Genomic DNA, 20,372 nt, shown 5'->3' with positions numbered 1-20,372 from the left:
ATGCGTCCCAGACTTAAAGACAACATGGATTGAGTCTTCGGCTATCTCGAAGGAAACAACATTCGAGTTACCACTGAGATTGCGGTATAATGGCATGTCGACCCCAAAAAATATTAACCAAACAGTGCTTATACGGACACTGGACTTCGCATGAGAATTGATATTGAACGTGTATATGGCTTCGCCTCCTGCGGCTAAACACGAACAATTGCTTTCTCAGCCATCCAGCTGAATTGCAGCCACCTGTTATCTCGGATCATAAAAATGGGAGCCATCAGCTCCCATTTTGCATCAATCGAAAACTCAATCCCAGCTCAACGCCCCACCCGTCTGATACTCAATGACGCGCGTCTCGAAGAAGTTCCGCTCCTTCTTCAGATCGATCATTTCAGACATCCACGGGAACGGGTTCTCCTCGTTCGGGAACAGCTGATCCAGCCCAATCTGCTGGCACCGACGATTGCAGATGAACCGCAGATACGACTTGAACATCGGCGCATTCAGACCCAGCACGCCACGCGGCATGGTGTCCTCAGCGTAGCGATACTCCAGATCCACCGCCTTCTTGAACAGCTCGGTGATCTCGGCCTTGAATTCCGCCGTCCAAAGATGCGGATTCTCCAGCTTGATCTGGTTAATCAGGTCAATCCCAAAATTGCAGTGCAGCGACTCATCGCGCAGGATGTACTGATACTGCTCCGCAGCACCAGTCATCTTGTTCTGCCGCCCCATCGCCAGGATCTGCGTAAAGCCCACATAGAAGAACAGCCCTTCCATGATGCAGGCGAACACGATCAGCGACTTCAGCAGCTTCTGGTCGTTTTCCGGCGTACCAGTCTTGAACGACGGATCCGTCAGCGTATCGATGAACGGGATCAGGAACTCGTCCTTGTCGCGGATCGACTGCACTTCATGGTACGCGTTGAATATCTCGGCTTCGTTCAGGCCGAGGGACTCCACGATGTACTGGTAGGCGTGGGTGTGGATGGCCTCTTCAAAGGCCTGGCGCAGCAGGTACTGGCGGCATTCCGGCGCGGTGATCTGGCGGTAGGTGCCCAGCACGATGTTGTTGGCGGCCAGCGAGTCGGCGGTGACGAAGAAGCCGAGGTTGCGCTTGATGATGCGGCGCTCGTCTTCGGTCAGGCCGTTGGGGTCTTTCCACAGGGCGATGTCGCGGGACATGTTGATTTCCTGCGGCATCCAGTGGTTGGCGCAGCCGGCCAGGTATTTTTCCCACGCCCACTTGTATTTGAACGGCACCAGCTGGTTGACGTCGGTCGAGCCGTTGATCACGCGCTTGTCGGCGGCGTTGACGCGGCGGTTGCTTTGCAGGGCGGCGGCGTTGGGATTGTTGCCCAGGATGCCGGGAGCTGGCATCTCTGTCAGCGATGTTAAAACTTGCTTATCGTACGGTGTCTGTTGAAGTATGGGCTGCGGTGCAGTCTTGTCATTTGCTTGAGAATCATCGTCCCAGCTAAGCATTACATGGATCCCCTTGGCTCTCGTGGTTAGGCCTCAGTGCCAACTTCTCACTGAGGCCTAGTTAGGTTCAAAGATTCTTTGGTGTTTTCAACACGCCCTTGGTTGCCCAACCAGAGATCTCTGAGACACAGATGCCATCGTCAGCATCCATGTATTGAGTCAAATGGTTTCTAAGCAACTCACTCGCTCCCGGGCTTGCGTAGTGGAAACACCACTGTGATTCCAAAATGCGCACGGCACCAAGCTTTGCAAGTGCATCGTACAGAGCTTGATAGTTGCGCTGTTTGCGGAGGTCGTAGTCAACAAAGTAGAGAGTAGACATTTTGTAACTCAAGAGATTGAGAGGAGCTACACATGCCCATTTGTGCTAACCTTCAACGCGCGGCAACGCAGGCAGACATCAACTGGGGGCAACCGCTCCTCGAAGTCGCCTAGGTTCGCAGTGCTCGTAACACTGCGAACCTCCATCCCAAAAACGCCCCACTCTGGGGCGTTTTTTGTTACTTATTGGCAGGCTTCGCACTCTTCGAAGCCGGGGTCGCCCGGGCGCATCGTGCAGACCGCGCCTTCGGCTTCCGGCATGGCCGGGGCCGAGGCGGCCGCTGCGTCCAGGGCGGAGCCGCTGTCGCTGCCCGACGACACTGCGTTCAGCGAGCCGCGCGACACGGTGGACTTCTCCACGTGGGTCGCAGCCATCGTGCGCAGGTAGTACGTGGTCTTCAGGCCGCGCACCCATGCCAGCTTGTAGGTGTCGTCCAGCTTCTTGCCCGACGCGCCGGCCATGTAGATGTTCAGCGACTGGGCCTGGTCGATCCACTTCTGGCGGCGGCTGGCGGCTTCCACCAGCCAGGTCGGCTCGACTTCGAACGCGGTGGCGTAGATGTCGCGCAGGTCTTGCGGAATGCGGTCGATGCGCGACAGCGAGCCGTCGAAGTACTTCAGGTCGGCAACCATCACTTCGTCCCACAGGCCGCGTTCCTTCAGGTCGCGCACCAGGTAGTCATTGACCACGGTGAACTCGCCCGACAGGTTGGACTTGACGTACAGGTTCTGGAACGTGGGCTCGATGCAGGCGGACACGCCGATGATGTTCGAGATCGTGGCGGTCGGGGCGATCGCGATGCAGTTCGAGTTGCGCATGCCGTGCTGCTTGATGCGGGCGCGCAGGCTGTCCCAGTCCATGGTGGCGGACATGTCGACATCCAGGTAGCCGCCGCGCTCTTCGGCCAGCAGCTTGAGCGAGTCTTGCGGCAGGATGCCACGGTCCCACAGCGAACCTTCATAGCTGCTGTAGCGGCCGCGCTCTTCGGCCAGCTCGGTCGAAGCGTGGTAGGCGTAGTAGCACACCGCTTCCATCGAGGTATCGGCAAACTTGACGGCGGCATCGCTGGAATACGGCGTGCGCAGCACGTGCAGGCAGTCCTGGAAGCCCATGATGCCCATGCCGACCGGACGGTGGCGCAGGTTGGAATTGCGCGCCTTGTCCACGGCGTAGTAGTTGATGTCGATCACGTTGTCGAGCATGCGCATGGCGGTGCGCACGGTCTTCTGCAGCTTGGCGTGATCCAGCGCGTAGGTGCCGTCGGCCTGCTTCGCCATGTGGGCGACCAGGTTGACCGAGCCCAGGTTGCAGACGGCGATCTCGCTCTCATTGGTGTTGAGCGTGATTTCCGTGCACAGGTTGGAGCTGTGCACCACGCCCACGTGCTGCTGCGGGCTGCGGATGTTGCACGGATCCTTGAAGGTGATCCACGGGTGGCCGGTCTCGAACAGCATGCCCAGCATCTTGCGCCACAGTTGCAGCGCCGGCAGCTTCTTGAACAGCTTCAGTTCGCCGCTGGCGGCCTTGGCTTCATAGCCCAGGTAGGCCTTCTCGAATTCCTTGCCGACCTTGTCGTGCAGGTCCGGGCAGGTGGCGGGCGAGAACAGGGTCCATTCGCCGCCTTCCATCACGCGCTTCATGAACAGGTCCGGGATCCAGTTGGCCGTGTTCATGTCGTGGGTGCGGCGGCGGTCGTCGCCGGTGTTCTTGCGCAGTTCCAGGAACTCTTCGATGTCCAGGTGCCACGTTTCCAGGTAGGCGCAGACGGCGCCCTTGCGCTTGCCGCCCTGGTTCACGGCCACGGCGGTGTCGTTCACCACCTTCAGGAACGGGACCACGCCTTGCGACTTGCCGTTGGTGCCCTTGATGTGCGAGCCGAGTGCGCGCACGTTGGTCCAGTCATTGCCCAGGCCGCCGGCGAACTTGGACAGCAGCGCGTTTTCCTTCAGCGCTTCATAGATGCCTTCCAGGTCGTCCGACACCGTGGTCAGGTAGCACGACGACAGCTGCGAGCGGCGGGTGCCGGAGTTGAACAGCGTCGGCGTGGACGACATGAAGTCGAACGACGACAGCAGCTGGTAGAACTCGATGGCGCGCGCTTCGCGGTCCTTCTCGTTCAGCGCCAGGCCCATGGCCACGCGCATGAAGAAGGCCTGCGGCATTTCGATGCGGGTTTCATCGATATGCAGGAAGTAGCGGTCGTACAGGGTCTGCAGGCCCAGGTAGTTGAACTGGAAGTCGCGGCCGGCGTCCAGCGCGGCGCCCAGGCGGGCCAGGTCGAAGGTGGCCAGCTTTTCGTCCAGCAGCTCGGCTTTGATGCCGCGGGCGATGAACTTGGGGAAGTACTCGGCGTAGCGGCTGGACATCTCGCCCTGGGTCACTTCGGCACCCAGGATTTCCTTGCGGATCGTGTGCAGCAGGATACGGGCGGTAACCTGGCTGTAGTTCGGGTCCTTTTCAATCAGGGTACGCGCGGCCAGGATGGCGGAGTCGTACACCTGCGTCATCGGCACGCCTTCGTACAGGTTCTTCAGGGTTTCCTTCAGGATCGGCTCGGCGCTCACTGCGTTGCCAAGGCCGCTGCAGGCGTTGTCGATCAGGTCATGCAGCGCGGCGATGTCCAGCACGTGCGTGACGCCGCCATCGGTCACGTTGACCGAGATGCCGCCTTCCTGCACGCGGGCCACGGCCTGGGCGTTGGCCTGGGCGCGCTCGTCCTTGCGCTTCTCGCGGTACAGCACGTAGGCGCGGGCCACTTCATGCTCGCCCGAGCGCATCAGCGCCAGTTCCACGTGGTCCTGCACGTCTTCGATATGGATGGCGCCGCCGTTGGGGCGGCTGCGCACCAGTGCGCGCACGACGTTGTCAGTCAGTTGCTCGACGATCTCGCGCACACGCGCGGACGCGGCGCCCTGCCCGCCGTTCACGGCGAGGAAGGCCTTGGTCATGGCAACGGCGATCTTGGACGGCTCGAAAGCCACCACGGCGCCGTTGCGTCGAATGATCTTGTGATCCGGGTAGTTCGTATTGGCGGCGTTGGCGGGGGTCTGCTGCGCGGTCGGTGCAATACCGGCGGCGGCGCCACCCGTGGTGATTTCGTTCTGGGCCGTTTGCATGAGAACTCCTTTTTTTACCCTGGAAATAAGAGACAAAAGAGTCCCTGGCGAAATGCGGCGAAAAGAACGTCCCTCCCGGCGTGAGGTCGGGGGCGGATAGACTGCCTTTACGTGAACATTTCGCCAGGGACTCTTGTGATTCGCTGGCCTTAGCGGGCGGTTTCGAGACGATGCACGAACTTCGTGATCCCTGACTCACCCTTGGGGCCGGCTCCCCGGTTTGACTACTAGATATAGTGTGTGATGCGTGAAACTGGGCTAAGTATAGTGAAACGAATCCGAATGACCAGTCTTGACAAGCGCTATTTCGGGGGCGGTTGCGCCGATGCGGCAGCGCCACATGCCCGCAAGCCTAATACTCGCAAGGGTTTTCGCCAGACCGTTCGCAACTGCACATTTCACAAAAATTTTTTTGATTGTTGCGAGGTTGCGATAGCCCCACCCCGAGGCAGGGCATGTGCGCCGGAACGGGGCGCACGGGGATGGGGAATGACGTTAAGAATTCGTCACCTGGCCAGCCGCGCCAGGGCACTGGTAGGGCAACATGCCGGGCGCCACGCCGGCCTGCCTGGCAAAGCGTGCCCAGTCGAAATGCGGGCCGGGATCGGTCTTGCGCCCCGGGGCGATGTCGCTGTGCCCAGCAATCGCGCGCACCGGGTAGGCGGCCAGCAGCGCCGGCACCAGCGCGGCCACGGTGTCGTACTGGGCCAGGGTGAACGGCAGGTCGTCGCAGCCCTCGATCTCGATGCCGATGGAGAAATCGTTGCAGCGGGCGCGGCCGAAGAAGTCGGACTGTCCGGCGTGCCAGGCCCGCTGCGTGCACGGGACAAACTGCACCAGTTCCCCCTCGCGCGTGACCAGGAAGTGCGCGGACACCTGCACCTGGTGGATGGTGGCAAAGTAGGGGTGCTTGTTGGGATCGAGCCGGTTCTGGAAGAAGGCCTCGATGTCGCCGCTGCCGAACTGGCCGGGCGGCAGGCTGATGTTGTGCAGCACCACCAGGTCCACCGGCATGCCGGCCGGGCGCTCGTCAAAGTTTGGTGACGGCACGCGGCGCGCGGCGGGGACCCAGCCGTCGGCCTCTGGCAGATAGCGGTGCTCGGGCTTGCTCATGACGTGCCCTCGCCTTCCACGGTGCTGCGTTCGGCGGCGTCCATGGCCTCGCGGATGCCCAGTTGCTGGATACGGTAGCGCAGCTGGCGCAGGTTCAGGCCCAGCAGCGGCGCGGCCGCGGTGCGGTTGAAGTTGGTCTGCGCCAGCGCCTGCAGGATCAGCTCGCGCTCCACGGCTTCCAGCCTGGCTTGCAGGTCGATCGGGAAGACGATGCCGCGGCAGGCGCGTTCGGCGGGATCGCCGGCGGGCTCGGGTTCGGGCGCGCTGGCCGGGGCCGGCACCACGGGCGGCGGCTCTGCCGGGGCCGGCGCGGGCGCGGCGGCCGGCGGCACCGGCGCCCACATGCCTGCGGCGCCCCAGGGGGCGGAATAGTTGGTGGGCGCCATCGCCGGCGCGGGGGCATGCATCAGCCCGGCGCGCTCGGCGCCGGCGTCCAGCGGGCCCAGGTCGGCCAGCTCGATCTCTTCGCTCTCGGCAAAGGCGTAGGCGCGCTCCAGCAGGTTCTCCAGCTCGCGCACGTTGCCGGGGAACGGATAGGCCACCAGCCGTTGCAGCGCCGCCGGCGACAGCCGCTTGGGGCGCGGGTCGCCGTAGCGCACCGCCAGGTGGTCCAGGATGGCGCGCGCCAGCACCGGGATGTCTTCACCGCGCTCGCGCAGCGTGGGCATGCGCAGCGCCAGCACGTTCAGGCGGTAGTACAAGTCCTGCCGGAACTGCCCGGCCGACACCATCGCCGCCAGGTCCTTGTGGCTGGCGCACATCACGCGCACGTCGACGGCGTCTTCGCGGCTGGCGCCGATCTTGCGCACGCGGCGCTCCTGCAGCGCGCGCAGCAGCTTGACCTGCATCGGCAGCGGCAGGTCGGCCACCTCGTCGAGCAGCAGCGTGCCGCCGTTGGCGGCCTGGAAGAAGCCGCCGCGCTCCCCGTCGGCACCGGTGAAGGCGCCTTTGACATGGCCGAAGAACTCGGACTCCATCAGGTTCTCGGGGATGGCGCCGCAGTTGACGGCGATAAACGGATGCGCGGCCCGGCCGCTGGTCGCGTGGATGGCGCGCGCGGCGCGCTCCTTGCCGCTGCCGGATTCGCCGCTGATCACCACCGGCGCCATGCTGCGCGCCAGCCGCGACAGCGAACGGCGCACCTCCAGCATGGCGGCGGAATGGCCGGGCAGCAGGGCGGCGGCGCGGTCGGCGGCCTGCTCGGCCGCGGCGGCTTCGGCATCGGTGCTGTCGCGTTGCTGGCGGCCCAGCGCGTTCAGCACCAGGCTGCGCAGCTGCTCCAGCGATACCGGCTTGGCGATGTAGTCGAAGGCGCCGGCCTTGAGTGCTTCCACGGCGTTGTCGGCGCTGCCGTAGGCGGTGATGACCGCCACCGGGATGCGTTCCGGCGCGGCCGACAGCTGGCGCACGATCTCGATGCCCAGGCCGTCGCCCAGGCGCATGTCGGTCAGCACCAGGCTGTAGCGGCGCTGCGCCAGCTTCTCGCGCGCCTCGGCGAGCGAGCCGGCCAGCACCACGTCATGGCCCATGCGGCGGATCGAGATGTCCAGCAGCTCGCGCAGGTCGGCCTCGTCGTCGATGACCAGGATGGGATCGGGCGCTCGGGACATTCGGGGTGGCATGGGGTGGTGGCTGGGTTGGGACAGGTCAGGCGGCGGCCGCATCGGCACTCTCGATGCGCAGCGTCAGCACGAAAGCCTTGGCCGGCAGTGTATCGCGCGCGGCGGCGGCCAGCATGCCGGTGCGCTCGAGCAGCGCCGGCAAGGCGATGGCGCCGTAGCGCACCTGGGCGTCATTGGCGCCGCACAGCTCGCGCGCCATGAACAGGCCCAGCCCGGTGCCCTGGGCGTTGCTGGTGAAGAACGGTTCGAACAGGCTGCGCTGGTGCTCGCGCGCGACTTCGGCGCCGTCGTTCCAGACGATCAGCTCGGCATGGTGCTGGTCCAGCGCATGCGCCAGCAGCCGGATCGATCCCGGCAGCCGGCTGCAGTAGCGCCAGGCGTTGTCCAGCAGGTTGCCCAGCACCTGCTGCAGCTGCGAGGCGTCGAACACCACCGGCTGGGCCACGTCCACGGTCAGCCGGATGGCATTGGCGTTGATGTCGGCCCGGCCCGCCGGGCGGGTCTCGCCGGCGCGCGGGCGGCGCGAGCGCATTTCGGCGCGCCAGCGCTCGACGATCTCGGGCAGCGCCTGCGCCAGGTGCACGGTGCTGCGGCCGGTGCGCGGGCGGCGCGACATCTGCAGCACGTCTGACACCACCTGGTCCAGCCGGCGCACGTTGTCGTTGATGATGCGCAGCAGGCGGGCGTCGATATCGACATCGGCGCCGCCATGGTCTTGCGCGGCAGGGTCGCGCCGGCCGGAGTCTCCCAGCAGCTCGCTGGCCTGGCTGATTGCCGCCAGCGGGTTGCGGATCTGGTGCGCGATGCTGGCCACCAGCCGGCCCATGGCGGCCAGTTTTTCCTGCTGCACCTGCTCGGCGATGCGTTCCCAGCTTTCGATATGGACCAGCACGGTGTCGCGCATCTCGTTGCGCAACAGGGCCTCATCCTCCTGCGACCAGGCCATGGCCTCGTTCTGGGCGATGGCCAGGCGCAGGCGGCCGGCGGCTTCGGGCGACAGTTCGCTCCAGGCGGCGGTATCCAGCGTGGCCGGCACGGTGCGGCCATGCGCCATGGTCGAGCGCAATCCTGCCAGCCCCGGCAGCACAAAGCGCAGCCGCAGCCGGGTGTGCTGCATGGTGCCGTCGGCCAGCGCGGTGCCGGACGCCATCGGCAGCAGCTGCAGGATGCGCGGCACGTCGTCCTTGCTGTGCAGCCAGTCGCGCAGCATCTCCATCAGCGGCTGCAGGCGCGGGATGCGGCGCAGGTCGAACAGCACTGCTTCTCCGCCCTGACCTGCCGCACCACCCAGCCGGCGCGAGTAGATGCGCTCATGCGGCTGCACGCCCAGCAGCACCACCGCCGCGGGGTTGGCGGCCACCACCGCGCCGTTGGCGCGCACCAGCATCACGCCGTCCTGCATGTCGTTGACCATCAGCCGGTTGACCAGCTGCTGCAGGCGCAGCTCCTGCTCGCGCGCCAGCGCCAGGCGCTCCTGCGCGATCTGGCGGTTGGCCAGCATATACATCAGCAGCGCCGCGATCATGAACACCAGGCCGAACAGGCCCGAGCCCAGCAGGCCGGCATCGGCCTGGCGCAGCAGGATGGTGTGCATGAAGGGCCCGCTCATCACCACCAGCGCGGAGATCGACGCGGCAAACAGCGCGAACAGCAGGCTGGTCAGTGCGCCGGCTTCCAGCGCGGGCAGCAGGAAGATCATGGCCAGGCCCTCGGCCTGCCCGCCCCGCCCCAGCACGCTGAAGACCAGCGCCAGCAGGGCCAGGTCGGCCAGCACCTGCACCCGCACGCGCAGGTGGAAGTGCCGGCGCCACAGCGTGCCGGCCAGCATCGCCAGGGCGATGCCAAGATAGGGCACGGCGATGGTCATGGCCGCCGCGTGCTCGATGCCGCCCAGGCCCCCGAGGTCGAACGGCACGGGCGGGATCGCATTCGTGATGGCGGTGACGGAGGCCGGCTCGCCGCGCCGCATCAGCGCAAAGCCAACCAGCAGCAGGCCCACCGCCACGCGGGTCCAGCAGAAATAGCGCAGCAGGCGCCAGTGAAAGTCAGGCGGTTCGGGCTGGCGCCACAGCTGGGCCAGGCCGCGCCAGGCGTTCAGCCGCTGCCAGCCCGACGACGCCGGCTCTGTCATGGGCGGGGGCCGCTGCTGCTGTCGCTGCCCTCGGCCCGGCTTTCGTCAGGCAGGTGGCTGCGGCGGCAGTAGTGCAGGCCGCGCCAGGCAATGGCCTCGCCCTGCGGCAGGTGCACGCCGCACTGGGCGCACTGGACCATGGGTTCGGCGGTGGCGTCGGCCGGGCCGGCGGCGGCAGTGCGCTCGCTGGCCTCGCGGGCCTGGCGTGCGCGGTGTTCAGCCAGCCGCGCCTCGGCGCGGGCGCGCAGCCACCAGATGACGCCCAGCACCACGGCCAGCAGGATCAGGATACGTGCCATGGGGAATCAGAGGCGATGCAGGACGACTTCAATCACGAAACGGCTGCCGACATAGGCCAGCAGCAGGATGCCGAACGAGGCGATGACCCAGCGCAGCGCCACCTTGCCGCGCCAGCCGCGGAAGATGCGCCCGGCCAGGATGCCGCCGAACATGGCCCACGAGATCAGCGCGAACACCGTCTTGTGGTCCAGCCGGAAGGCGCGGCCGAACAGGTCTTCAGAGAACAGCAGGCCCGAGCCGATGGTCAGCGTCAGCAGCACAAAGCCGGCGCCAATCAGCCGGAACAGCAGCTTCTCCAGCGTCAGCAGCGGCGGCAGCAGGTCCAGCCAGCGGCCAAGCCATTCGCTGGGTTGCTGCTCCGGCGGCCGCGCCGGCGCGTGCCGGAAGCCATGCAGGCGCCGTTCGGCCAGCAGCATCAGGAAGGCGTGGAACGCCGCCAGCGTGAACAGCCCGTAGGCCACGTTGGCGATGATGAAATGCAGCTTGAACAGCGGCCGCGCCGCGTAGCCCAGGATCTGCGAGCCGGGGAAGGCCAGCGGCATCAGGCTGGCCACCAGCGCCACCGGAATCACGATCAGGCCCAGGCCCGCCAGCGAGAAGAAGAAGCTTTCGATCCAGTAGATGCCCACGCCCAGCCACAGCATGGCCGACAGTGCGAAGGCAAAGCCGAACATCATGCGCTCGGCCGGAAAGATGGTTTCATGCAGCAGCATGCCGTGGCTGGCCAGCGCCGCCAGCATCAGCACGTGCCACCAGGCCGGGCGCCCTTCGCCGTGCGCGCCGCCCGCCGGGGGGATGGGGCCGCCGCCGGCCACCAGCACGGCCGAGGTCGCCCCCCCTGCCGGGCCGGCAGCGGTGGCAAGGCGTGGGTGGCGCGTGGCCCAGCCGTGAAAGGCCAGGCCGCAATAGAGAAGTGCCGTCAGGGCATACAGTACAATGACCATTTACGCAGTTTACCTTAGTGCCCACGGACGGTGGCGGCCCGCTTGAACCGGTGTAACAGGTGTTCCAGGCCCGCCCCGTGTGCAAGACTGCCTCCGATTTCAGCCCCGAGCCCTGCTCCGACTTCTCCCCCGATTCCTGCCATGCTGGACAATCTCACTCAACGCCTGGCGCGTGTGGTCAAGACCATGCGCGGCGAGGCGCGCCTGACCGAGGCCAACACCGCCGAGATGCTGCGCGAAGTGCGCCTTGCCATGCTCGAAGCCGACGTGGCGCTGCCGGTCGTGCGCGAATTCGTTGCCCGCGTGAAGGAAAAGGCCATGGGCGAGGAGGTTGTCAGCAGCCTCACCCCGGGCCAGGCCCTGGTCGGCGTGGTCCAGCGCGAGCTGACCGCCGTGATCGGCGGCGCCGACGCGGCCAGCGGCAACAACAAGGAAGCCGAGCTGAACCTGGCCGTGCAGCCGCCCGCCATCATCCTGATGGCGGGCCTGCAGGGCGCCGGCAAGACCACCACCGTGGGCAAGCTGGCCAAGTGGCTCAAGGAAAACAAAAAGAAGAAGGTGCTGACGGTCTCGTGCGACGTCTACCGCCCCGCCGCTATCGCCCAGCTCAAGACGGTTTCCGAGCAGGTCGGCGCTGACTTCTTCCCGTCGCAGCCGGACCAGAAGCCGGCGGACATCGCCCGCGCGGCGGTGGACTGGGCGCGCAAGCACTACCACGACGTGCTGATCGTCGACACGGCCGGCCGGCTGGGTATCGACGAGCTGATGATGCAGGAAATCGCCGCCCTGCACGCCGAGCTGAAGCCCGCCGAAACCCTGTTCGTGGTCGACGCCATGCTGGGCCAGGACGCGGTCAACACCGCCAAGGCCTTCAACGACACCCTGCCGCTGACCGGCGTGGTGCTGACCAAGCTGGACGGCGATGCGCGCGGCGGCGCGGCGCTGTCGGTGCGCCATATCACCGGCCGCCCGATCAAGTTCGTCGGCGTCGGCGAAAAGCTGGACGGCCTGGAGCCCTTCTACCCCGACCGCATGGCCCAGCGCATCCTGGGCATGGGCGACATCCTCGCGCTGGTCGAGGAAGCCCAGCGCGGCGTGGACATGGAAGCGGCCGAGAAGCTGGCCAAGAAGATCAAGAAGACCGGTGACTTCGACCTGGAAGACTTCAAGGCCCAGATCGGCCAGATGAAGAAGATGGGCGGCCTGGGCAGCCTGGTCGACAAGCTGCCGGCGCAGTTCGCCCAGCAGGCGCAGGGCGCCAACATGGACCAGGCCGAGAAGCAGGTGGCCCGCATGGAAGGCATCATCAACAGCATGACGCCCACCGAGCGCGCCAAGCCCGAGCTGATCAAGGCCAGCCGCAAGCGCCGCATTGCCGCGGGCGCCGGCGTGCCGGTGCAGGAAGTGAACCGCCTGCTCAACCAGTTCGACCAGATGCAGTCCATGATGAAAAAGCTCAAGGGCGGCGGCATGATGAAGATGATGCGCCAGATGGGCGCGATGAAGGGCGGCATGAAGGGCCTCTTCAACCGCTAGAATCCGTCCGTCGCACCCCGACTTGCCTTCCCCCGCAAAAGAACAGGAAAGACATCATGATGAGCGCCGTACAGGCCCGCGAGCTGTGGGCCAACTCCGAGGAAATCGTCTCCGCCGCGGAAGTCCAGGCGTCGCTGGACCGCATGGCCACGGAAATCACCGCCAAGATGGGCGATGCCTTCCCGCTGGTGCTGTCGGTGATGGGCGGCGCGGTGGTCTTCACCGGCATGCTGCTGCCCAAGCTGGCCTTCCCGCTGGAGTTCGACTACATCCACCTCTCGCGCTACAACAACAAGACCGTGGGCGGCGAGATGCAGTGGCGCGTGGCCCCGCGCGAGTCGGTCAAGGACCGCGTGGTGCTGGTGCTGGACGACATCCTGGATGAAGGCGAGACCATGGCCGCGATCCGCGAGCGCATCATGGACATGGGCGCCAAGGAATTCCACGCCGCGGTGCTGTGCGAGAAGACGCTGACCAAGATCAAGCCCATGCATCCGGACTTCTGCGGCTTTGCCGTGCCGGACCGCTATGTGTTTGGGTGCGGCATGGATGCCAAGGGCTACTGGCGCAACCTGGACTCGATCCGCGCGCTGGTTTGATCAGTTGAATACAGGCACCCGCCCGGGTGCCTGCCCCGGCGCCATCCTCAGGCGCCCAGGATCGGCCACAGCGAGGCCAGCAGCAGCACGGCCATGCCGATATTGAAGGCGCGCAGCACCCGCGGACGCGCCAGCCAGCGCCGCAGCGCCGAGCCGCACAGTGCCCACATCGCCACGCTGGGCAGGTTCACCACCCCGAAGATCCCCGCCAGCAGCAGCACGTTGAGCCACAGGTTGCCGTGCAGCACATAGGTGCTGCACGCGCCCACCGCCATCACCCACGCCTTGGGATTGACCCACTGGAACGCCGCCGCGGCCCAGAAGCCCATCGGCCGCTTGACCTGCTGGTCCTGCACGCCGCCGGCCGTGGCCAGCTTCCACGCCAGCCATATCAGGTAGACCGTCGCCACCACGCGCAGCACCTGCCAGGTCCACGGGAAGGCGTGGAACATCGATCCCAGCCCCAGCCCGACCAGCCCCACCATCAGCGCAAAGCCAATGCTGACGCCGAGCAGGTGCGGCACCGTGCGCACGAAGCCGAAATTCACGCCCGAGGCGAGCAGCATCGTGTTGTTGGGACCGGGGGTGATCGACGACACCAGCGCAAAGCCGGCAAACGCGGCAAAAACACCGGTTCCGGCGGCGAGTTGGGATACTTCCATGACTGACTCCAGGGGCGTTCAGATACATTCAGGGAAATCAGTCTACGGTCAGTTAGCGGTACAGTACCGGTACAATTTTTTCGATAAATACCGATACGGGCCAGGCCTGCTGGCTGGTTCAGCGCAGCGCGTGCCAAGCGATGGCAAACGCGAGCAGCCACAGCACCGCACCCGTGATCCGCTCCACCCATCGCACCGAGCGCCCGAAGCGCGCCGCCACCGCCGGATGCCCGATGCCATGCGCCACCAGCAGATCCCAGCCCAGCACCACGGCAAACATCCATGCGCCGTAGGCGAGCTGCACCGCAGGCGGAGTGCGGCTGGCGGCCAGCACCGAGAACAGGCTGGCATAGAACAGCCCGTTCTTGGGATTCAGGACGGCGGAAAGGAACCCGCTGGCCAGCTGGGTGAGCCACGGCGCGGGCGCGCCGCCGTCCGCTGCGGGAATGGCCACCGTGCCGCTGGTGCGCAGCAGCCGCCAGCCCAGCCATGCGAGGTAGGCGCAGCCCGCCCACTGCAACGCCGCGAACAGCAGCGGATGGTCGCGCATCGCGGCAAATCCGGCCAGCGCCAGGCCGATGAAGACGCCATTGCCCAGCGCGATACCCAGGCATACGCCGCTCGCGCGCCGCGGCCCGTGCACCAGCGCGCTGCGCACCACCAGGAAGAAATCCGGCCCCGGGCTGAGCAGCGCCAGCGCGTGCGCGCCGGCCACCATGGCGAACTGCTGCCAGGGCAGCGTCCGCGCGCCGAGATCGAAAGCCATGTCCATGCCAACCCTCCATGAAGAGCCGGCAGTGTCGTGTACCGGGATGTCGGCGGTCTTGAAGAAAGTTGCTGTGGCGGCAGGCCGTATCAGGCAGCGCGCTGATAGCCGCGCGGCGTCATGGCGACGCGCTGCTTGAAAGCGCGCTGGAAGTGGCTCTGGTCGGCAAAGCCCAGCGCCAGCGCCACCTCGGCCAGCGCCGCGCCCTGCCGCAGCAGGCGGCGCCCGTGCTGGATGCGAAGGTCGAGCTGGTAGGCGTGCGGCGTCATGCCGGTCTCGGCGCGGAAGGCACGGATCAGGTGGTAGCGGCTCAGGCCGCAGGCGCGCGCCAGTTCGGCCAGCGGCAGCCGTTCGGCATGGCGCGCGTGCAGCAGCTCGCACAGCTGCGCCACCCGAGCGGATATGGCAACGGGCGCCGGCATGGTCCGCGTGGCTGCGCCGGTATCGATGGCGGCATGCAGGTCGCCGATGAAGGCGACCAGCGCGGCCTCTTTCTCGACGCTGTCCGCGGCCGAGAACAGCGCGCGGTTCAGCCCGCAGACCAGCCCGTAGACCGGCAGCGACTTCGTCACGCACGCCGGCAGCGCGGACCGTGCCGCACCGTCCTCATCCAGCACGGAGGCGACCCACGCCGGATCGAAATGCAGCATCTGGTAGCTCCAGCGCCCGTCGGGCACCGGATTGCAGGCATGCGACTGGCCCGCCGGGATCACCACCACCGCGCCGGGCCCGATCAGCGCCGCATCGGCGCCGCAGGCAAAGCGGCTGGTGCCGCTGTCAACGGCGCCGACTGACAGGGTGGGATGGATATGCGGCAGGTAGCTGGCGCTGCTGTGGCTGGCGCGCCGGCTTTCGGCAAACGGCAGCGCGGGATCAGCCCACCAGCGGGTGGCGCCAGGCGCGGCCGTGGGGCGGCTCATGCCTCGCTGCGGTACGGCCGTTCGCGCAGCCATTTGGTGGCGATCCACTTCTCGCCGGATGCCACCGGCAGGCCCGCGTGCAGGGTGCGTTCGTCCAGCGTGCCGTCGGGCAGCAGGTAGCTGAAGTACACCGCGTTGCCCTTGACCGGCGCCACCTCCAGCCCCACGCGCGGGAACGCGGTGGCGCCGCCCGCCTCGGGCGTGTTCAGGTAGATCACCAGGGTGGCGATGCGCTGCCCGCCGACGGACAGCTGCCGCGCCTCGCCCGGGCGCTGCGGGTTGAAGTAGTCGAAGTGCGGCTGGTACTCGCCGCCGGGCTTGTAGTTGAGGATTTGCAGCCCTTCGCCGTGCTCGGCGGGCACGCCGGTGACGGCGGCGATGCGCGCCTCGATGCGCGCGATCAGGGCGTGCTCGGCCACCTGGAACATCGCGCCCATGCTGGTGCGGGCGTCGATCAGGTTCTCGTCGCCGGTATCGGGGTTGACCACCGGCGAGCGCGCCAGGCGGCCGCGCGACAGCGCCACCAGGGCATCGCACTCGTCGTCGGTCAGCAGTTGCTGGAACAGCTGGACCTGCGGCGACGCGAGCCGGAACAGGATCGGCACCTGGCGGTCGCCGCCATCGGCCGCGTAGAGCGCGGGCGGGCCGGCGGTGGCGGCAGGGCGGGCCGGCGCGGCGCCATCGGCGCCTTGTGCGAAGGCCGCGGCCACGGCCCGGCGCGCAAAGGCGTCGTCATAGCCCGAGCGCAGCATCGACAACACCAGCGCATCGGCGGCAAAGCCCTGGGCGATATGCCGGGCCAGCCATTGTTCAAGTTCGGGCGAGGATTCGGTGTAGCCGGTCTTGCCGCCGGCAACGGATGCTTCGCGGATCATGACGGATTGGCGGCGACGCGCTGCGACGAGAACGGGTTGCGGGCAGGCGGCTCGGACACCGGTGCGCGCGGGCGCGACTGCGCGATCTCGGGCTCGCCGGCCACGGTGACCGTGGCTTCGGAATACTGCCAGCGCTTCCACGCCGCCAGCACCGCGTTCGGATATTCGGGGCGGCCGCGGCTGCCGTTGTAGCGGCCCAGCGCCAGGTACAGGTCGCCCTGCTCGCGGTCCAGGTAGTAGCGCAGGATGGTGCAGCCGTAACGCAGGTTGCTCTGCAGGTGAAACAGCTTGCGCGGGTCGCTGTCGCCGATGGCGCGCACCCAGAACGGCATCACCTGCATCAGCCCGCGCGCACCGGCCGAGCTGATCGCGTACTTGCGGAAGTTGCTCTCGACCTGGACCAGGCCCAGCACCAGCGCGGGCTCAAGCCCGGCGCGCTTGGCCTCGTAGTAGGCCACCTCGATCAGTTCCACGCGCACCTGCGGCTCGGGGATGCGCGAGGCCAGGCGGGCGGACATCTCGCCCAGCCATTTCAGGTAGGCCAGGCGCTCGCCGCCGGACGCGAATACCGGCCGCGTGGGCCGGTCATCGGCAATGGCGGCGGCCAGCGCGCCGCGCACGGAATCGGCGAGGTCTTCTTCCTTCTGCGCGCCGGCGTGGGCTGCCATGGCCGCGACGGCCAGCAGCAGCCCGCCCGCGCAGCGGCGGGCGGCACCGGTCATGCCGCGGGCGGCGCGCATGGGGCTCAGTTCGCCAGCTGGCTGCGCACGTGGCCGACCACGTCGGCCCACGCTGACGGCGGTGGCCTGCGCGTCGCGCCGGCCCTGGTACTCGACCTTGCCTTCCTTCAGGCCGCGGTCGCCCACCACCACGCGGTGCGGCACCCCGATCAGCTCCCAGTCGGCAAACATCACGCCCGGGCGCTCGCCGCGGTCGTCCAGGATGACGTCCACGCCGGCGGCCAGCAGCTCGGCATGGATGCGGTCGGCCTCGGCCTTGACGGCTTCGGAGCGGTCGTAGCCCACCGGGCAGATCACCACCGCGAACGGCGCGATCGCGGCCGGCCAGATGATGCCGCGCTCATCGAAGTTCTGCTCGATCGCCGCGCCCAGGATACGGGTGACGCCGATGCCGTAGCAGCCCATCTGCATCGGCTGGGTCTTGCCGTTCTCGTCCAGGAAGGTGGCGTTCATCGATTCCGAGTAACGCGTGCCCAGCATGAACACGTGGCCCACCTCGATGCCGCGGCAGATTTCCAGCGTGCCCTGGCCGTCCGGCGAGGCGTCGCCGGCGACCACGTTGCGCAGGTCGGCCACGACCGGCTCGGGCAGGTCGCGGCCCCAGTTGACACCGGTGTAGTGGTAGTCGCGGTAGTTGGCGCCGCAGACGAAATCGCTCATGTTGGCGACGGTGCGGTCGGCCACCACCTTGACCGGCTTCTTCGCGCCGATCGGGCCCAGGTAGCCCGGCGGCGAGCCGAAGGCATCGACGATCTCGTTCTCGGTGGCGAAGCGGAAGTCGGCCAGGCCCGGCACCTTGGACGCCTTGACCTCGTTCAGCTCATGGTCGCCGCGGATCAGCAGCAGCCAGATCTCGGCGCCGGCCTCGGTGTCCTTGGCCAGCACGATCGACTTGACGGTGCGCTGCAGCGGGATGCCCAGGAACTCGGCCACGTGCTCGCACTTGGCCTTTTCCGGGGTGGCGGTCTTGACCAGGTCTTCGGCCGGCGCGGCGCGGCTGGCCAGCAGGGGCAGCGCCTCGGCGGCCTCCATGTTGGCGGCGTAGTCCGAGGTCGGGCAGTAGACGATGGCGTCTTCGCCGGTGTCGGCGATCACATGGAACTCATGCGAGCCCGAGCCGCCGATGGCGCCGTTGTCGGCCGCCACGGCGCGGAATTCCAGGCCAAAGCGGCGGAAGATGCGCACGTAGGCGTCGTACATGTTCTCGTAGGACTTGCGCAGGCCGTCCGTGTCGCGGTCGAAGGAATAGGCATCCTTCATGGTGAACTCGCGCCCGCGCATGATGCCGAAGCGCGGCCGGCGCTCGTCGCGGAACTTGGTCTGGATCTGGTAGAAATTGACCGGCAGCTGCTTGTAGCTGCGGATTTCCGAGCGGGCGATGTCGGTCACTACCTCTTCCGAGGTCGGCTGGACCGCGAAGTCGCGCTCATGGCGGTCCTTCAGGCGCAGCAGCTCGGGGCCCATCTTGTCCCAGCGGCCGGTTTCCTGCCACAGCTCGGCCGGCTGGATCACCGGCATGGACAGCTCCACCGCGCCGGCCCGGTTCATTTCCTCGCGCACGATGTTCTCCACCTTGCGGATCACGCGCAGCCCGATCGGCATGTAGTTGTAGATGCCGGCGCCCAGCTTCTTGATCATGCCGGCGCGCATCATCAGCTTGTGCGAAACGATTTCCGCATCGGCGGGCGCTTCCTTGAGGGTGGAAATGAAGAATTGCGAGGCTTTCATCCGTAATTTCTCTCTGGGCCGCCGGGCTCGGGAAAACCCGTCCCGGCAAAATCCGGGGGCCGGCGGCACTGAATTGTGGGCACGCGCCTGAAACTGCCCTTCCGCTCGGGGAAAACCAGCATCCCCCGGTCCGGGCCCGGCTGCGCGCTTCCTTTATAATCAGCGTAATTCTAAAGGATTCGAGGTGCAGTCATGCTCGATCGTGAAGGCTTTCGCCCGAACGTCGGCATCATCCTCCTCAACGCACGAAACGAGGTTTTCTGGGGCAAGCGAATCGGCGAACACTCCTGGCAGTTCCCGCAAGGTGGCATCAAGTACGGCGAAACGCCTGAACAGGCCATGTACCGCGAACTGCATGAGGAAATCGGCCTGCTTCCGGAGCACGTCAGGATCGTCGGTCGCACGCGCGACTGGCTGCGTTACGAGGTGCCGGACAAGTTCATCCGCCGCGAGATCCGCGGCCACTACAAGGGCCAGAAACAAATCTGGTTCCTGCTGCGCATGGCCGGCAGGGACTGTGATATCCATCTGCGTGCCACCGAGCACCCTGAATTCGACGCCTGGCGTTGGAGTCATTACTGGGTGCCGCTGGAGGCGGTGATCGAGTTCAAGCGCGATGTCTACCAGCTGGCGCTGACGGAGTTGTCACGCTTCCTGAACCGGCACGCGCGTGTGCCGCTGAGTCCCTATGGCACACACGGCACGCACGGCCCCCACGGCATGCATGGCCGGCATGGCGGGCCGCGCAGCCAGGCGCTCAGCCGCGCCCAGCAGGCGCAGCAGGCCGACGCCGACTGCAATGCCGAGGCCGCGCACGCGACCGAGCACGATTCACCGGCAACGCCGGTTTCCACCTCACGGAGCACTGATGACTAGTTTCACCGGCCTGGGCCGCCGCCGCGGCCTGACCGCTGCCGGCATGCTGATTGCCGCGGCCAGCCTTGCGCTGGCCGGCTGCAAGACCACCGGCAAGGAGATGGCGGAGGAAGAAAGCACCTGGCTCAACCCGTTCGCGCCCAAGACCTTTGATGAGGCCAAGGCGATGCTGCCGGCACCGCCTCAGGACGCCAACCTGATCCCGTTCTCGGTGTCGGGCACCGGCTCGCTGTCATTCGCGGTGGACGGCAAGTCGGTCTCGGTCGGCAAGGACAACGTGGTGCGCTACACGGTCGTCACCACCAGCCAGAGCGGCGCACGCAACGTGACCTTCGAAGGCCTGCGCTGCGATGCGTTCGAGCGCAAGCTCTACGCCACGCTGCCCAAGGGCGCCACCGAGTGGGTGCCCAACAGCAGCGACTACGGCGAGACCTGGCACCGCATGGAGACTGGCGTGCGCAATGCCTATGCCGCCACGCTGGCGATCGATTTCTTCTGCGAGGGCCGTACCGTGGCCGGCACCGCCGACGCCATGGTGCGCGACCTGCAATCGCGAGCGCCGCGCAAGCGCTGAAGCGCGCGGCGTCGACATAAAAAAACGGCGGGACTGCCTGGCAGCCCCGCCGTTTTTGTTTGCGCC

Annotated in this window: 17 protein-coding genes and 1 pseudogene; 4 read left to right on the top strand and 14 right to left on the bottom strand. The window is 66.7% G+C overall.

Annotated elements, in window-relative coordinates; genetic code table 11:
* Nucleotides 1-303: 303 nt before the first annotated feature.
* From AC3WRR_RS25745 to AC3WRR_RS25710, 8 genes are all read right to left on the bottom strand, one after another.
* On the bottom strand, nt 304-1,482 hold the full coding sequence (locus AC3WRR_RS25745) for a ribonucleotide-diphosphate reductase subunit beta (protein ID WP_492298497.1): 1,179 nt from the start codon (nt 1,480-1,482) through the stop codon (nt 304-306).
* Between the two features lie 67 nt (nt 1,483-1,549).
* On the bottom strand, nt 1,550-1,804 hold the full coding sequence (locus tag AC3WRR_RS25740) for a hypothetical protein (protein ID WP_492298495.1): 255 nt from the start codon (nt 1,802-1,804) through the stop codon (nt 1,550-1,552).
* A 182-nt stretch (nt 1,805-1,986) separates the two neighbouring features.
* On the bottom strand, nt 1,987-4,920 hold the full coding sequence (locus tag AC3WRR_RS25735; RefSeq protein ID WP_492298493.1) for a ribonucleoside-diphosphate reductase subunit alpha: 2,934 nt from the start codon (nt 4,918-4,920) through the stop codon (nt 1,987-1,989).
* Nucleotides 4,921-5,415: 495 nt separating this feature from the next.
* Complete coding sequence (ampD, locus tag AC3WRR_RS25730; protein WP_492298491.1) at nt 5,416-6,033, bottom strand: 1,6-anhydro-N-acetylmuramyl-L-alanine amidase AmpD; 618 nt, start codon at nt 6,031-6,033, stop codon at nt 5,416-5,418.
* On the bottom strand, nt 6,030-7,655 hold the full coding sequence (locus AC3WRR_RS25725; protein ID WP_193385846.1) for a sigma-54-dependent transcriptional regulator: 1,626 nt from the start codon (nt 7,653-7,655) through the stop codon (nt 6,030-6,032). Before AC3WRR_RS25725 ends, ampD begins: the two co-directional genes overlap by 4 nt.
* Nucleotides 7,656-7,680: 25 nt before the next feature.
* On the bottom strand, nt 7,681-9,786 hold the full coding sequence (locus AC3WRR_RS25720; RefSeq protein WP_492298489.1) for a sensor histidine kinase: 2,106 nt from the start codon (nt 9,784-9,786) through the stop codon (nt 7,681-7,683).
* Nucleotides 9,783-10,085 carry a PP0621 family protein gene (locus AC3WRR_RS25715; protein ID WP_010814735.1) on the bottom strand — a complete coding sequence of 101 codons (303 nt, stop codon included), beginning with the start codon at nt 10,083-10,085 and terminating at the stop codon, nt 9,783-9,785. The genes AC3WRR_RS25720 and AC3WRR_RS25715 overlap by 4 nt, the downstream gene beginning before the upstream one ends.
* A 6-nt stretch (nt 10,086-10,091) precedes the next feature.
* On the bottom strand, nt 10,092-11,030 hold the full coding sequence (locus AC3WRR_RS25710; RefSeq protein ID WP_010814736.1) for a cytochrome C assembly family protein: 939 nt from the start codon (nt 11,028-11,030) through the stop codon (nt 10,092-10,094).
* A 141-nt stretch (nt 11,031-11,171) separates the two neighbouring features.
* Here AC3WRR_RS25710 and ffh point away from each other — a divergent pair, with 141 nt between their 5' ends.
* Both ffh and AC3WRR_RS25700 read left to right on the top strand, forming a co-directional pair.
* Complete coding sequence (gene ffh, locus AC3WRR_RS25705) at nt 11,172-12,566, top strand: signal recognition particle protein (protein ID WP_010814737.1); 1,395 nt, start codon at nt 11,172-11,174, stop codon at nt 12,564-12,566.
* Between the two features lie 56 nt (nt 12,567-12,622).
* Nucleotides 12,623-13,165 (top strand): hypoxanthine-guanine phosphoribosyltransferase, encoded by a 543-nt coding sequence (locus AC3WRR_RS25700; RefSeq protein ID WP_492298488.1) that lies wholly within the window; start codon nt 12,623-12,625, stop codon nt 13,163-13,165.
* 47 nt (nt 13,166-13,212) lie between these two features.
* On the opposite strand, the gene AC3WRR_RS25695 is transcribed toward AC3WRR_RS25700, so the two are convergent.
* The 6 genes and pseudogenes from AC3WRR_RS25695 to AC3WRR_RS25670 all read right to left on the bottom strand — a co-directional run bounded on the left by AC3WRR_RS25695 (nt 13,213) and on the right by AC3WRR_RS25670 (nt 18,856).
* The gene (locus AC3WRR_RS25695) at nt 13,213-13,827 is read right to left on the bottom strand and encodes a LysE family translocator (RefSeq protein WP_010814739.1); all 615 of its coding nucleotides are present in this window, start codon (nt 13,825-13,827) and stop codon (nt 13,213-13,215) included.
* A gap of 118 nt (nt 13,828-13,945) precedes the next feature.
* On the bottom strand, nt 13,946-14,599 hold the full coding sequence (locus AC3WRR_RS25690) for a LysE family translocator (RefSeq protein ID WP_439671007.1): 654 nt from the start codon (nt 14,597-14,599) through the stop codon (nt 13,946-13,948).
* An 83-nt stretch (nt 14,600-14,682) separates the two neighbouring features.
* Nucleotides 14,683-15,513 carry an AraC family transcriptional regulator gene (locus AC3WRR_RS25685; RefSeq protein WP_439671008.1) on the bottom strand — a complete coding sequence of 277 codons (831 nt, stop codon included), beginning with the start codon at nt 15,511-15,513 and terminating at the stop codon, nt 14,683-14,685.
* Nucleotides 15,510-16,388 (bottom strand): 2OG-Fe(II) oxygenase, encoded by an 879-nt coding sequence (locus AC3WRR_RS25680; protein WP_492298485.1) that lies wholly within the window; start codon nt 16,386-16,388, stop codon nt 15,510-15,512. The genes AC3WRR_RS25685 and AC3WRR_RS25680 overlap by 4 nt, the downstream gene beginning before the upstream one ends.
* Nucleotides 16,385-16,906 (bottom strand): lytic transglycosylase domain-containing protein, encoded by a 522-nt coding sequence (locus AC3WRR_RS25675; protein ID WP_492298518.1) that lies wholly within the window; start codon nt 16,904-16,906, stop codon nt 16,385-16,387. The genes AC3WRR_RS25680 and AC3WRR_RS25675 overlap by 4 nt, the downstream gene beginning before the upstream one ends.
* A 227-nt stretch (nt 16,907-17,133) precedes the next feature.
* A pseudogene (locus AC3WRR_RS25670) lies at nt 17,134-18,856 on the bottom strand (proline--tRNA ligase).
* A 192-nt stretch (nt 18,857-19,048) separates the two neighbouring features.
* Here AC3WRR_RS25670 and AC3WRR_RS25665 point away from each other — a divergent pair.
* Nucleotides 19,049-19,732, top strand: a complete 684-nt coding sequence (locus AC3WRR_RS25665) for an RNA pyrophosphohydrolase (RefSeq protein ID WP_010814743.1) — start codon at nt 19,049-19,051, stop codon at nt 19,730-19,732.
* Complete coding sequence (locus AC3WRR_RS25660) at nt 19,725-20,306, top strand: CNP1-like family protein (RefSeq protein ID WP_010814744.1); 582 nt, start codon at nt 19,725-19,727, stop codon at nt 20,304-20,306. Before AC3WRR_RS25665 ends, AC3WRR_RS25660 begins: the two co-directional genes overlap by 8 nt.
* The last annotated feature ends 66 nt before the right edge of the window (nt 20,307-20,372 follow it).

The organism is Cupriavidus sp. FW305-3-2-15-C-LB2 (genome assembly GCF_058787575.1).
This window is presented reverse-complemented; position numbering and strand designations above follow the sequence as displayed.

Coding starts and splice junctions, on each gene's coding strand:
- AC3WRR_RS25685 (WP_439671008.1), bottom strand. CDS start 15,513: ATGAGCCGCCCCACGGCCGCGCCTGGCGCCACCCGCTGGTGGGCTGAT.
- AC3WRR_RS25675 (WP_492298518.1), bottom strand. CDS start 16,906: ATGTCCGCCCGCCTGGCCTCGCGCATCCCCGAGCCGCAGGTGCGCGTG.
- AC3WRR_RS25740 (WP_492298495.1), bottom strand. CDS start 1,804: ATGTCTACTCTCTACTTTGTTGACTACGACCTCCGCAAACAGCGCAAC.
- AC3WRR_RS25665 (WP_010814743.1), top strand. CDS start 19,049: ATGCTCGATCGTGAAGGCTTTCGCCCGAACGTCGGCATCATCCTCCTC.
- AC3WRR_RS25660 (WP_010814744.1), top strand. CDS start 19,725: ATGACTAGTTTCACCGGCCTGGGCCGCCGCCGCGGCCTGACCGCTGCC.
- AC3WRR_RS25720 (WP_492298489.1), bottom strand. CDS start 9,786: ATGACAGAGCCGGCGTCGTCGGGCTGGCAGCGGCTGAACGCCTGGCGC.
- ffh (WP_010814737.1), top strand. CDS start 11,172: ATGCTGGACAATCTCACTCAACGCCTGGCGCGTGTGGTCAAGACCATG.
- AC3WRR_RS25710 (WP_010814736.1), bottom strand. CDS start 11,030: ATGGTCATTGTACTGTATGCCCTGACGGCACTTCTCTATTGCGGCCTG.
- ampD (WP_492298491.1), bottom strand. CDS start 6,033: ATGAGCAAGCCCGAGCACCGCTATCTGCCAGAGGCCGACGGCTGGGTC.
- AC3WRR_RS25725 (WP_193385846.1), bottom strand. CDS start 7,655: ATGCCACCCCGAATGTCCCGAGCGCCCGATCCCATCCTGGTCATCGAC.
- AC3WRR_RS25690 (WP_439671007.1), bottom strand. CDS start 14,599: ATGGACATGGCTTTCGATCTCGGCGCGCGGACGCTGCCCTGGCAGCAG.
- AC3WRR_RS25745 (WP_492298497.1), bottom strand. CDS start 1,482: ATGCTTAGCTGGGACGATGATTCTCAAGCAAATGACAAGACTGCACCG.
- AC3WRR_RS25735 (WP_492298493.1), bottom strand. CDS start 4,920: ATGCAAACGGCCCAGAACGAAATCACCACGGGTGGCGCCGCCGCCGGT.
- AC3WRR_RS25680 (WP_492298485.1), bottom strand. CDS start 16,388: ATGATCCGCGAAGCATCCGTTGCCGGCGGCAAGACCGGCTACACCGAA.
- AC3WRR_RS25695 (WP_010814739.1), bottom strand. CDS start 13,827: ATGGAAGTATCCCAACTCGCCGCCGGAACCGGTGTTTTTGCCGCGTTT.
- AC3WRR_RS25715 (WP_010814735.1), bottom strand. CDS start 10,085: ATGGCACGTATCCTGATCCTGCTGGCCGTGGTGCTGGGCGTCATCTGG.
- AC3WRR_RS25700 (WP_492298488.1), top strand. CDS start 12,623: ATGATGAGCGCCGTACAGGCCCGCGAGCTGTGGGCCAACTCCGAGGAA.